This is a genomic window from Streptomyces sp. NPDC059875 (assembly GCF_042731085.1).
Classification (GTDB): Bacteria; Actinomycetota; Actinomycetes; order Streptomycetales; family Streptomycetaceae; genus Streptomyces.
Genome location: NZ_JBHWJZ010000011.1, coordinates 155,943 through 168,643, shown reverse-complemented (window position 1 = coordinate 168,643; position 12,701 = coordinate 155,943). Strand labels below are relative to the sequence as shown.

Annotated in this window: 10 protein-coding genes and 1 pseudogene; 4 read left to right on the top strand and 7 right to left on the bottom strand. The window is 72.6% G+C overall.

Annotated features, from left to right (window positions below):
* Positions 1–135: 135 nt before the first annotated feature.
* Entirely contained in the window at positions 136–963 is an 828-nt protein-coding gene (locus tag ACFV9D_RS16440) for a response regulator transcription factor (RefSeq protein ID WP_385145964.1), read from the bottom strand.
* Between the two features lie 90 nt (positions 964–1,053).
* On the opposite strand from ACFV9D_RS16440, the gene ACFV9D_RS16435 reads away from it, so the two are divergent.
* Together ACFV9D_RS16435 and ACFV9D_RS16430 are read left to right on the top strand one after the other, a co-directional pair.
* Positions 1,054–2,730: an AMP-binding protein gene (locus ACFV9D_RS16435; RefSeq protein WP_385145962.1), complete on the top strand. Its 1,677-nt coding sequence runs from the start codon at positions 1,054–1,056 to the stop codon at positions 2,728–2,730.
* Positions 2,727–4,316, top strand: coding sequence for an AMP-binding protein (locus ACFV9D_RS16430; RefSeq protein WP_385145960.1), 1,590 nt, complete (start codon positions 2,727–2,729; stop codon positions 4,314–4,316). Before ACFV9D_RS16435 ends, ACFV9D_RS16430 begins: the two co-directional genes overlap by 4 nt.
* Here ACFV9D_RS16430 and ACFV9D_RS16425 read toward each other — a convergent pair.
* From ACFV9D_RS16425 to ACFV9D_RS16410, 4 genes and pseudogenes are all read right to left on the bottom strand, one after another.
* A complete protein-coding gene (locus ACFV9D_RS16425) occupies positions 4,301–4,849 on the bottom strand; it encodes a GNAT family N-acetyltransferase (RefSeq protein ID WP_385145958.1) in 549 nt (182 codons plus the stop codon). The genes ACFV9D_RS16430 and ACFV9D_RS16425 overlap by 16 nt on opposite strands.
* Before the next feature lie 19 nt (positions 4,850–4,868).
* Entirely contained in the window at positions 4,869–5,675 is an 807-nt protein-coding gene (locus ACFV9D_RS16420) for a TIGR04222 domain-containing membrane protein (RefSeq protein ID WP_385145956.1), read from the bottom strand.
* A 95-nt stretch (positions 5,676–5,770) separates the two neighbouring features.
* The gene (locus ACFV9D_RS16415; RefSeq protein ID WP_385145954.1) at positions 5,771–6,346 is read right to left on the bottom strand and encodes a hypothetical protein; all 576 of its coding nucleotides are present in this window, start codon (positions 6,344–6,346) and stop codon (positions 5,771–5,773) included.
* 38 nt (positions 6,347–6,384) lie between these two features.
* A pseudogene (locus ACFV9D_RS16410) lies at positions 6,385–6,813 on the bottom strand (hypothetical protein); the annotation flags it as partial.
* A 1,087-nt stretch (positions 6,814–7,900) separates the two neighbouring features.
* Between ACFV9D_RS16410 and gcl the strand changes: the two are divergent.
* Positions 7,901–9,688: a glyoxylate carboligase gene (gene gcl, locus ACFV9D_RS16405; protein WP_385145952.1), complete on the top strand. Its 1,788-nt coding sequence runs from the start codon at positions 7,901–7,903 to the stop codon at positions 9,686–9,688.
* A gap of 84 nt (positions 9,689–9,772) precedes the next feature.
* Here the strand turns inward: gcl and ACFV9D_RS16400 are convergent, their stop codons facing one another.
* Complete coding sequence (locus ACFV9D_RS16400) at positions 9,773–10,753, bottom strand: transcriptional regulator (protein ID WP_385145950.1); 981 nt, start codon at positions 10,751–10,753, stop codon at positions 9,773–9,775.
* Positions 10,754–10,829: 76 nt separating this feature from the next.
* Here ACFV9D_RS16400 and ACFV9D_RS16395 point away from each other — a divergent pair, with 76 nt between their 5' ends.
* Positions 10,830–12,032: an MFS transporter gene (locus ACFV9D_RS16395; protein WP_385145948.1), complete on the top strand. Its 1,203-nt coding sequence runs from the start codon at positions 10,830–10,832 to the stop codon at positions 12,030–12,032.
* Here ACFV9D_RS16395 and ACFV9D_RS16390 read toward each other — a convergent pair.
* A complete protein-coding gene (locus tag ACFV9D_RS16390; RefSeq protein WP_385145946.1) occupies positions 11,968–12,633 on the bottom strand; it encodes a DUF1524 domain-containing protein in 666 nt (221 codons plus the stop codon). The genes ACFV9D_RS16395 and ACFV9D_RS16390 overlap by 65 nt on opposite strands.
* Between the last annotated feature and the right edge of the window lie 68 nt (positions 12,634–12,701).

The window sequence follows — 12,701 nt, the reverse complement described above, 5'->3', positions numbered from 1 at the left end:
GAGCGGGGAGGCCCGCGCAAGGGGGCCCCCGGCCCGGTGCCGGGCGGGATTGCGGACGGTATCTGTCCGCAATCCCGGACGTAGCGTGCCGAGCATGGCATCCAACGCCGGCCCTGTGGCGCGGCGCCGCCCCCGTTACGGCAGCAACCCCGCCCTCCGTGCCGCCACCACCGCCTCCCAGCGTGTGTGCGCGCCCAGCTTCCGCATCGTGGAGCGGAGGTAGCCCTTCACCGTTTCCGGGCGCAGTCCGAGGCGGTCCGCCGCCGTCGCGTTCGTCGCTCCCGACGCCACCGCCGCCAGTACGTCCAGCTCGCGCGGGGTCAGCGCCACCCCCGGTGGGCGTTCCGGTCCCGCCGAGGCCGACTCCAGACGGCCGCACACCGCCAGGAGCCGGGCCCGCAGTCGCGGGTCCGCGACCTGCGGGGCCAGTTCGCGCAGCTCGCCGTGCGCCTGGCGGACCTCCTCCCACGAGGGCCCCGTGGTCGGCCTCGCGTCCGCTCCCGCCAACAGCTGCCGCACCTCGTCCCGTACCGCCAGCGCCTGCTCCACGTCCCGCGCCGCCGCCACCGCCGCGTCGGCGATGCGCTCGCCCAGCGGCAGGGCGTCCCGCAGCGCCCCGTACAGCACGCCGCGCACCTTCCTGCGCACGACGACGGGGACCGCGATCACCGAACGCAGACCCTCCGCCGAGACGGGGCCGTCGTACTCGTGCGTGATGTGCCGCGCCGACGGATAGTCCACGACGGCGCACGGCCGCGCCAAGGCCAGGCACTTCCCGCCCAGGCCGCTGCCCGCGGAGATCGCGAGTCCGTACAGGGCCGGGGTGACGGCCCCGTTCAGTTCCGCGATCCGCAGCGGCCTGCCCTCGTGCAGCAGTCCGCCGAAGACCACCTGCAGCCCGGTGGCGCGGCGCAGCCGCAGGAGAGCCCCGCGCATCTCCACCGCTTCCATCTGCTCCGGCACGCGACACTCCTTCACCCCCGAACGGGGGTAGTGAGACCTGGGTCACTGATTACACGATGTCGGTGACCGGTCCCGCAACGAGGAGGACACATGACGGCTACCACCGCGACGGAGAGGTTCCGGGCCGCCCGCGACTTCCTGCTCCAGCACCGCGAGGACTACGAGACGGCCTGCGAGGGCTTCGCCTGGCCCCGCCCGGACCGGTTCAACTGGGCCCTGGAGTGGTTCGACGTCATCGCGGCCGGCAACGACAGGACCGCGCTGCACATCGTCGAGGAGGACGGCACCGAGACGAAGGTGACGTTCGCCGAGATGGCCGCCCGCTCCGACCGGGTGGCCAACTGGCTCCTCTCCTGGGGCGTACGGGCGGGCGACCGGATCATCGTCATGCTCGGCAACCAGGCGGAGTTGTGGGAGACCGCGCTCGCCGCGATGAAGCTGCGCGCCGTCGTCATCCCCGCCACCCCGCTCCTCGGCCCCGTCGACCTGCGCGACCGCGTCGAGCGGGGCCGGGTGCGGCACGTGATCGTGCGCGCCGAGGACGCCGCCAAGTTCGACGACGTGCCGGGGGAGTACACCCGGATCGTGGTGGGAGGAGAGCGGAGCGGCTGGCTCTCGTACGAGGAGGCGTCGGACGCCTCCGTCCGATTCGAGCCGGACGGCTTCACGCACGCCGACGACCCGCTGATGCTGTACTTCACCTCCGGCACGACCGCCCGGCCCAAGCTGGTCGAGCACACCCACACCTCGTACCCGGTCGGCCATCTCGCCACCATGTACTGGATCGGTCTCAAGCCCGGCGACGTGCATCTGAACATCTCCTCGCCGGGCTGGGCCAAGCACGCCTGGTCCAACCTGTTCGCCCCGTGGAACGCCGAGGCGACCGTCTTCATCCACAACTACACCCGCTTCGACCCGGCCCGGCTGATGGCCGAGATGGAGCGCAACGGCGTCACCAGCTTCTGCGCGCCGCCCACCGTCTGGCGCATGCTGATCCAGGCCGACCTGACGCAGCTCACGAACCCGCCGCGCGAGGTCGTCGCGGCAGGCGAGCCGCTCAACCCCGAGGTCATCGAGTCCGTGCGACGGGCCTGGGGCGTCACCATCCGGGACGGCTTCGGTCAGACCGAGACCGCCGTCCAGGTCTCCAACAGCCCCGGCCAGCGCCTCAAGGAAGGCTCGATGGGCCGTCCGAGCCCCGGCTTCCGGGTCACTCTCGTCGACCCGGTGAGCGGCAAGGCGGACGTCGAGGAGGGCGAGATCTGCCTCGATCTGTCCACCGACCCGGTCGGCCTGATGACCGGCTACCACGGCGACCCGGAGCGCACGGCCGAGGCGATGGCCGGCGGCTACTACCGCACGGGCGACATCGGCTCGCGGGACGAAGAGGGGTACATCACCTACATCGGGCGGGCCGACGACGTCTTCAAGGCCTCCGACTACAAGATCTCGCCGTTCGAGCTGGAGAGCGCGCTGCTTGAGCACGAGGCGGTGGCCGAGGCGGCCGTCGTCCCGGCCCCGGACCCGCTGCGGCTCGCCGTCCCGAAGGCGTACGTCGTCCTCGCGGACGGCTGGGAGCCGGGAGAGGAGACGGCGAAGGCGCTCTTCGCCCACTCGCGCGCGGTGCTCGCCCCGTACAAGCGGGTACGGCGCATCGAGTTCGCCGAGCTGCCGAAGACGGTCTCGGGCAAGATCCGTCGGATCGAGCTGCGCGAGCGCACGGCGAAGGGCCAGGGCACGGAGTACGCGGAGGGGGACCTCGCATGACGCTCTCCTACGCACACGGGGCGAGCTCCACCCACCTCCTCGGCGACACCATCGGCGCCAACCTCGACCGGGCGGTCGCGACCTGGCCCGAGCGCGAGGCGCTCGTCGACGTGCCGACCGGGCGCCGCTGGACGTACGCCGAATTCGGCGCGGACGTCGAGAAGTTGGCGGACGCACTGCTCGGCAGCGGGGTCGCCAAGGGCGACCGGGTCGGCATCTGGGCGGTGAACTGTGCCGAGTGGGTGCTCGTCCAGTACGCCACCGCCCGCATCGGCGCCATCATGGTGAACATCAACCCGGCCTACCGCGCCCACGAGTTGGAGTACGTACTCAAGCAGGCGGGCATCTCCCTCCTCTTCGCCTCCCTCGCGCACAAGACGAGCGACTACCGGGCGATGGTGGGGCAAGTCGACGGCAACTGCCCCGAGTTGCGGGAAACCGTCTACTTCGGTGACGCGAGCTGGGACGACCTGCTCTCCCGTACGGCGGGGGAACTGCGCCCCGCCACGCTGTCCTGCGACGAGCCGGTCAACATCCAGTACACCTCGGGCACCACGGGCTTCCCCAAGGGCGCGACCCTCTCCCACCACAACATCCTCAACAACGGGTACTTCGTGGGCGAGATGATCGCCTACACCGAGCAGGACCGGATCTGCATCCCCGTCCCCTTCTACCACTGCTTCGGCATGGTCATGGGGAACCTCGCGGCCACCTCGCACGGCGCCTGCATGGTGATCCCCGCGCCGTCCTTCGACCCCGCCGCCACCCTCCGCGCGGTCGAGCAGGAGCGGTGCACCTCGCTCTACGGCGTGCCCACGATGTTCATCGCGGAGCTGAACCTCCCCGACTTCGCCTCGTACGACCTCTCCACCCTCCGCACCGGGATCATGGCGGGCTCGCCGTGCCCGGTGGAGGTGATGAAGCGGGTCGTCGCCGAGATGAACATGGCCGAGGTGTCGATCTGTTACGGCATGACGGAGACCTCGCCCGTCTCCACCCAGACCCGGCGCGACGACGACCTGGAGCGCCGTACCGGCACAGTCGGCCGGGTCATGCCACACGTCGAGGTGAAGATCGTCGACCCGGCCGACGGGCACACGGTGGAGCGCGGGACCGCCGGCGAGCTCTGCACCCGCGGCTACAGCGTGATGCTCGGCTACTGGAGCGAGCCCGACAAGACCGCCGAGGCCGTGGACGCCGGCCGCTGGATGCACACCGGCGACCTGGCGGTGATGCGCGAGGACGGCTACGTCCAGATCGTCGGCCGCATCAAGGACATGATCATCCGCGGCGGGGAGAACGTGTACCCGCGCGAGATCGAGGAGTTCCTCTACGGCTACGAGAAGATCGCCGACGTCCAGGTCGTCGGTGTCCCCGACGATCGCTACGGCGAGGAGATCCTCGCCTGCGTGATCCCGCGCGACCTCGCGGACCCGCCGAGCCTGGACGACATCACGGCGTACTGCCGCGACCGGCTGGCGCACTACAAGATCCCGCGCCGGGTGGAGATCCTTGCGGAGTTCCCGATGACGGTGAGCGGGAAGGTGCGGAAGGTGGAGCTGAGGCAGCGCTACGGAGCGGGGTAGACCGGTCGGAGCCCGGCCCCGGCCAGTTCGCGCCGCATGCAGACCCGGGGCCAGGTCGCCAGACCGTGGGCGGCCTCGGCCCGCTGGATGGCGCGCAGGCCGGCGGTGAGGTCCGGGTCGGACTCGGCGAGGGGACGGAAGCCGAGGCGCGTGTAGTACGGGGCGTTCCAGGGGACCTCGGTGAAGGTCGTCAGGGTCAGCGCGCTCAGCCCCCGCCCGGCCGCGTCCGCCGCCAGATGGTCGATGAGCGAGCGGCCGATCCCGCGGCGGGCGACGGCCGGGTGCACCGACACCTGCTCGATGTGGGCGGCCCCGTCGACCGGGTCCGCCAGCAGGTACGCCACCGGGCGGTCGGTCGCGTCGACGGCCACCCAGGCACGGCCGGCCCGCCGGTAGGAGTCCAGGACGTCAAGCGGCAGGGGTTCGTCGTCGGCGATGACCGCCATGCCGAGGGAACGGAAGGGTTCGCCCGCGGCCCGCTCGATGTCCTGGAGCAGCGGGAGTTCGGCCGGTGCGGCCGCTCGGATGCGCATAGGACAGTATGGCGCGCCGTCAGTCGGAGCCGCCGCCCCCTCCGCTCCAGCCACCGTCGCCTCCGCCGCCGAACCAGCCGCGGCCGGTGGCGTAGCCGTCCGTACCGCCGCCCCGGCCGAGCAGCCCGCCGTCGCGCGAGAAGCGGGGGAGGAAGAGGGCGAGCGCGGGATCACCGTAGAGAGCCACGTACAGCAGGACCAGATTGCCGTCCGTGACCTCCCGGCGATGGGCGGGCAGCGGATGCCGTTCGCGCAGCCCCGCGAGGAGGCGGCGGGCGGCGCGGGTCGTCGGCGGCAGGAACAGGCAGGCCAGCGCGGCGCCGGCCGGCAGGGCGCCGAGGCCGAGCGCCAGCGCGAGGGCCCCGCCGGCGGGGCCGGTGATCAGCAGGCCGGCCGGGATCGTCGCCGCCGCGCCGACGAGCAGGGCCCGTGCCGTCAGCAGGCGTCCGCGCGGGCGCAGCAGCCCCGACCGGCCGAGCTCGGCGCGCAGGGCGTCGACGGCCCGTCGCGCCCGGGGCTGGGAGGCCAGCACCCGGAGGCCCAGGGCGCGGCGGAGCGAGCTGTGCACCCCCAGCTGGACGGGGTCACGGGTCCGTCCGGGTCCGCCGTTGGCCCGAATCGTGCCCTTCCGGCCGGCGGCCACCGCACCGCGCTGGTGCAGTGCGACCAGCGCCACGACGACGACGGCCCGCCGCCCGCCCCGGAGCAACGCCAGGGCCTGTGGGGCGAGTTCGGCCCGTCCGGGGCTGCGGGTTCGCAACAGGGCCAGTGCCAGGAGCAGTTGCGCGCAGGACGCACCGATGAACCACCACATCTCCCACGGCATGACGCCCCACCCCCGAGGGTGTTGTGCCCGGGGGAGTGTGATCGTCACGCGTGAATGGCCGAAATCTGAGGTTCTTTTGAGATTCGGGGCCCGCGCTAGAGCTTTCCCCACACGCGGACGACGCGGTGACCGCCGAGCGCCACGGCAAAGGCGTCGAGGAAGCGGGGAGCGAACTCGGGCCAGTCCCAGAACTCGAAACCGAGGTACGCGAAGGCGTAGGCGTCGTCGGCCCAGCTCCAGGCGGTCAGGTCGCCGGTCCGGCCGCACACGGCGCAGACGACGGCGGCCGCGCCGGTGTCGTACCAGGTGGAGACGGCCTCGCCGAAGGGCTCCCAGGCGCCTTCGACCGGCTCCCAGTCGTCTGTGTAGAACGCGGTGCGCGAGGCACAGTGCGGGCAGGTGGCGTGCTGAGCGTCGTCCTGGCCCGAGTGGAACACCGTGCGCCCGACCTCGATCCTCAGTCCCTCGCTCGGCTCCCCGTCCTCGTACGCGACGGCCGACGCCCACCGAGGGCCGGGCGGATGACCGAGCGGCGCGCCGAGGACGCAGTCGGTGCGCTCGGCGCGCACGATGCCCTGCGCGACGAGCCAGTCGACGGCGCGCGCGGCGAGCGCGGGCGCCTCCGTGGGGGTGGCGTCGAGGTCGACGACGGTCTGGAAGTGGCTGCCCATGTCCGTGACCGTAGAGGGTGCCACCGACAGAGGGGCTTCTAGGCGCCGGTCGTGATCAGCTCGTCCGCCGGGGTGTTGACCGGCTGGGGCGTGCCGGTGAGGTCGAGGACGAAGAGAGGGATGCCGAGCTCGTCCGCGCGGGAGCGGGCTTCGGGGGTGTAGCCGGCGAGTGAGAAGAAGACGCTCACGGCCGAGCTGCTGAGTCCGTTGAGCCAGAGGCACTCGACGGCCCGCAGTGCGGCGGGGCGCGTGCTCGGGTCGACCTGGGCGACGAGCCCGGGCGCCCGCAGGTCGACCCCGGACGCGGTCCGCTCCTCGGGCTGGACGACGTTCCGGAACCCGAGCCAGCGCAGGTACCCGGCGGACGCGGCGACCGCGTCCCGGGCGGTACGGATGGTCACGGGCCGGAACGAGGGCCTCGGGGGCGCGGGGTGCGAGGCGGTGGGCGGCAGCGGAATGTGCGCGGGGTAACGCTCGGCGAAGGCCCGACGCCGTCCGGCTCCGGACCCGGCGGCGGCCGGGTGCTCGTCCACCCCGTGGCCGGCCTCGCCGCCGAGGCCCACGGACGGGTGCCCGCTTCCGTGCCCCGCGGCGGAGGCCGGGTGCCCTCCGTCGGCGCTCCGCGTCGCCTCGGGGCCGGTGGCCGGGTGGCCGCCGCCCTGCGCGTCGGCGCCGGTGGCCGGGGACCCGCTGTCCTGGCACCCGCCGTCCCGGGCTTCCGCCGCCTGGCCGGTACCCCCGGCGTCCGGGCCGGCTCCGGCGCCGGGCCTGGCCGCGCCGGTCGCGCCTGTCTGGCCGTGCCCGTCGGGGCCGAGGAGACCAGCGCCGCGCCCGGTGGCGTCATGGTCGGCGCCCGTACCGCCGCCGTGGGCGCGTCCGGCGCGCCCGTCCGGGCCGCCGGACGCCGTGTCCTGGCCCGCGCCGGGCCCGCCAGGCGTTCCAGGCGTTCCGAGGTGGTCCATGGGGTCCCGCACGCCGTGGACCCCGCCCGTGGGGGCGCCCGGCGCGACGGCCGTGCCCGGACCCAGGTCGCCCGCTCGACCCGGTGACGTACCGCCGTCGGCCGGACCCGCCTCGTGGACCGGGACGCGGAGGACCGTGCCGCAGACGCAGCCCAGCTCCGGGTGGGGCCATTCGTCCTGGCGGCCGCAGGCGACGCAGCGGACCGCGACCCACTCGTCCGTCCAGTTACGGTGCGTGACCGGCTCTCCCGTCGCCCCGGGTATCACCGGCGGCACGACCGGGGTGCCGCAGGCGCACGGGAAGACCGGTGCGGCGTACGGCTGCGTACGGAGGCATTCCGGGCAGCGCACCGGTACCGACTCACCCACACCGAACCCCACGCCGGACCCCCTGTCTTCCCGCCCCCATCGTCCACCAATCCGCCACGGGAGGGGAGGGAGTTCGGCCAACGTCCGAGCCCCCTCTCTTGACGGCTCTCGGCCCCCCGACCTACATTGCTTCCACATAGTAGAACAATACTTCCGCAATACGGAAACGAGCCCACGTGACGGTGGCGCATCCGTTTCCGCCTGGCCGAAGCAGGAGCCCTCCATGCCTCGTATGACCGCCGCCGCAGCGGCCGTTGAGATCCTCAAGCGCGAAGGCGTCACCAACGCGTTCGGCGTGCCCGGCGCGGCGATCAACCCCTTCTACCGCGAGCTCAAGAACGTGGGCGGCATCGCCCACACCCTCGCCCGCCACGTCGAGGGCGCGTCCCACATGGCCGAGGGCTACACCCGTGCCAAGGCCGGCAACATCGGTGTCTGCATCGGTACCTCCGGCCCCGCCGGAACCGACATGATCACTGGCCTGTACTCGGCCATCGCGGACTCGATCCCGATCCTGTGCATCACCGGCCAGGCCCCGGTCTCGAAGCTCCACAAGGAGGACTTCCAGGCCGTCGACATCGCCTCGATCGCCAAGCCGGTCACCAAGGCCGCGACGACCGTCCTCGAGGCCGCGCAGGTCCCGGGCGTCTTCCAGCAGGCCTTCCACCTGATGCGCTCCGGCCGTCCCGGCCCGGTCCTCATCGACCTGCCGATCGACGTCCAGCTGACCGAGATCGAGTTCGACCCGGAGACCTACGAGCCGCTGCCGGTCTACAAGCCGTCCGCCACCCGCGCGCAGGCCGAGAAGGCGCTGAACTTCCTCCTGGAGTCCGAGCGCCCGCTGATCGTCGCCGGTGGCGGCATCATCAACGCCGACGCCTCCGACCTGCTGGTCGAGTTCGCCGAGCTCACCAACATCCCGGTCATCTCCACCCTCATGGGCTGGGGCACCATCCCGGACGACCACGAGCTGGCCGCCGGCATGGTCGGTGTCCAGACCGCGCACCGCTACGGCAACGCGACCTTCCTGGAGTCGGACTTCGTCCTCGGCATCGGCAACCGCTGGGCCAACCGCCACACCGGTTACAACATGGACGCCTACACCAAGGGCCGGAAGTTCGTCCACGTCGACATCGAGCCGACCCAGATCGGCAAGATCTTCGCCCCGGACTACGGCATCGCCTCCGACGCCAAGGTCGCCCTCGAGCTCTTCATCGAGATCGCCAAGGAGCTCAAGGCCGCGGGCAAGCTCCCGGACTTCACCGCCTGGGCCGAGTCCGCGCAGGAGCGCAAGGCCACCCTGTTGCGCCGTACCAACTTCGACAACATCCCGATCAAGCCGCAGCGCGTGTACGAGGAGATGAACAAGGCCTTCGGCCCGGAGACGCGCTACGTCACCACCATCGGCCTCTCGCAGATCGCCGCCGCGCAGTTCCTGCACGTCTACAAGCCGCGCCACTGGATCAACTGCGGCCAGGCGGGCCCGCTCGGCTGGACGATCCCGGCCGCCATCGGTGCCGCCACCGCGGACCGGGAGACCCCGATCGTCGCCCTCTCCGGCGACTACGACTTCCAGTTCATGATCGAGGAGCTGGCGGTCGCCGCCCAGCACAAGGTCCCCTACGTCCACGTTCTCGTGAACAACGCCTACCTGGGCCTGATCCGTCAGGCGCAGGGCAACCTGGGCATCAACTTCGAGGTCAACCTCGAGTTCGAGAACATCAACACTCCGGAGATCGGCGTCTACGGCGTCGACCACGTCAAGGTCGCCGAGGGTCTGGGCGTCAAGGCCATCCGCGTCACCGACCCGGACAAGCTGGGCGAGGCCTTCGAGGAGGCCAAGAAGCTGGCCGTCGAGCACCAGGTCCCGGTCGTCGTCGAGGCGATCCTGGAGCGCATCACCAACATCGCGATGAGCAAGACGGTCGACATGAGCGACGTCACCGAGTTCGAGGAGATCGCCACCGAGCCCGGCCACGCGCCGACCGCGATCAAGGCCCTGAAGGTCTGATCTCGCGGATCACCGATCGGCCCCCGCTCCGAGAGCACCGGAGCGGGGGCCGATCCGTGCCCGGTCGCTCCGAGCCCGTGCGCTCTACGCCCGCCCCCTCTGCGCCCGTACCAGCGCCGCCCCGGCCTCCGTCCAGTCGTAGAGGACGGACCGCCCCGCCCTTCTCCGCCGTACGAGCCGGGCGTCGAGCAGCACCTTCAGATGCCGCCCCACCGAGCCGAGCCCCTGCCCCGTCAGCGCCACCAACTGGCTGGTGGACGTGGGGGATTCCAGCCGTACGAGCACATTGGCCCGCGCACTCCCGAGCAGCGCGGCAAGGGCCGAAGGGACGGCCGGGCCCTCCGTGTCGGCCAGGGCTCCCGCACACGGGTAGACGATCGCGTACCGCTCCGTCCCCTCCCAGGACACCCAACCCCTGCTCGGCGTCACCGGCACGAAGAGCAGCCGCGCTCCGGCGACCGAACGCGGCGGATGGTCCCGGGTGTTGATCTGGAGGCGGCCCTCGCCCAGCCAGCGCATCTTCCCCGGGCACAGCTCGTCCAGGGCCGCCGCCCACCCTCCCTGGGTCAGCCGTGCCGTGCGCGCCAGCACATCGGCCTCCAGGATCCGCCGGCGCCGAGGCCAGGTCGGCAGGACCGTCTCCCGCCACACCCAGGTGAGCAACTCGGCCATCCGGTACGGCAGATCGGTCGCCGACGCCAGCGGCTCGGGGACCGGCCCGCCCAGCGACACCGCCAGATCCGCCACCGCCGCCGCGGGTGGGGTCTCGCGGATCCGCGTCAACTCCTCTTCGAAGCTCCGCTCACCGTCGCCCACCGGGGTCGGCGTCACGAAGTCGGCGTTCCACGAGGTCCCGAGCGCGGCCGGCACCAGCAGCGCGTCGATCGGTTCGCCCGCAAGTCGGGCCCGGTAGGCGGGCAGATGGGTCTCCAGCCACTTCCGCTCTCCCGGGTGAGCGGTCTTCCTCAGGTCCAGGGTCTGCAGCGCGGCCGCCGCCTCGGCCAGCGGGGAGAGCAGAAACCGGCTGCCCGCGAGCGCGTCCGCGTCGATCTGCCACCAGCCCATGCGCGCCAACTCCCCTTGTTTCGCCACCCCGCGAAACAATAACGCCCGTCCCACCGGCGGCCGGAGACTCCGCCGCATGCGCAGCTACCGCGAGCTCTTCCGTACGCCCGAGTTCACCCCACTCTTCCTCACCTGCTCCGTCCAGGTCGCCGCCCAGACGGTGGCCGGCCTCGGCCTCGCCACGCTCGTCTTCCGGCAGACCGGATCCCCCCTCCTCTCCTCCCTCGCTCTCTTCGGCCCCTCGCTCGCCCAGCTGCTCGGCGCCGCCACGCTCCTCTCGGCCGCCGACCGGCTCCCTCCGCGCGCCGCGCTTGCCGGCATGGCCCTGTTCTTCGCCGTGGGCACCGCCACGACGGCCGTCCCGGGCCTGCCGATCGGGGTGGTCTTCGCGATCCTGCTCGCGCACGGGCTCGTCGGATCCGTGGGCGGCGGGGTGCGCTACGGACTCCTCGGGGAGATCCTGCCCCGCGACGGCTATCTGCTGGGCCGCTCGGTGATGAACATGGCGGTCGGCGCCTGCCAGATCGCCGGGTTCGCGGCCGGCGGCCTGCTGGTCGCCCTGCTCTCCCCGCGCGGCACCGTCCTGACCGGCGCCGCCCTCTACCTCGCCGCGGCCCTCCTGGCCCGCTCCGGCCTCTCCCGACGCGCCCCGCGCGCCACCGGCCGGGCCTCGGCCGCCGAGACCTGGCGGACGAACGGACGGCTGTGGTCCTCCCGGGCCCGCCGCCGGGTGTACGTCGCGCTGTGGGTGCCCAACGGGCTGATCGTGGGCTGCGAGTCGCTGTTTGTGCCGTACGACCCCGAGCGCGCCGGGCTGCTCTTCGCCTGCGGCGCGCTCGGGATGCTGGCGGGGGACACGCTCGTGGGCCGGTTCGTGCCGAGCGGGCTCCGCCGCCGCCTCGCCGCCCCGCTGCAGGCCCTGCTCGCAGCCCCGTTCCTGCTGTTCGCGCTGGATCCGGGGCTGCCCTGGGCGCTCGCGGCCGTGACCGTCTCCGCCGTCGGCTACGGCGCGAGCCTGCTGTACCAGGAGCGGCTCATGGCCCTCGTACCGAACGAGCTGAGCGGTCACGCCCTCGGGCTGCACACCTCGGGCATGCTCGCCCTCCAGGGACTGAGCGCGGCGCTGGCCGGCGCCGTCGCCCAGTACACCTCGCCGCGTACGGCGATCGTCGTGCTCGCCCTCGCCTCACTCGCCGTGACGGTGACACTCGCCCTTACTCAGGGGCCTTCGAGCGGACCACGACCGTCTCCTCGCAAGGCCCGTCAGCGAACAGCTTGAGCGCCTCCACCTCGTCCTTGTCGGCGCTCAGGCCCCAGCGCAGCTTGGTGCCCACCCACTCGGCGACGTAGCGGCAGTACTGGGTGGAGGCGGACGGCACCCAGTCGGCGGGGTCGCGGCCGGCCTTGTCCTTCCGGCTGCGGGCCGTGACGGCGACGAGCGTGCCGGGCGATCCCTGGTCGTTGGCGTACTTCTCGCGCCGGGCCGCCGTCCAGCCGGAGGCGCCCGACTCCCAGGCCTCGTTGAGGGAGACGACGTGGTCGACGCGGAGGGCGGCGGGGTCGGTGACGGTCTGGCCGTCGTAGTACGAGGTCCACTTCCCGCCCGTGAGCACGCACCCCTTGCCGGTCCTCGGGGCGTCGACGGCCTCCTCCAGGAGGACCTCGGCGCGGGTGTCGCAGCCGTCCGCGGGGTCGAGCCCGGCGTTCCAGTGGCGGAAGGCGGAGACCTTGTAGCCGTCGGGGTCCTCGGAAGCCTCGGTGAGGTCGGCGAGGGCGTCGGGGAAGAGGACGACGCCTGCCGACAGGGCCGGGGAGGGCACGGCGAGCGGGGACAGGATCAGCGCGAGCGGGGTCAGGCCCCGCACCAGGTTCTTGATCATGTACGAGTGGATAGCGGCGGGGGAGGGGCGCAGAGGGGGAGAACCGCGGTGCGCTCGCCCGTGCGGGT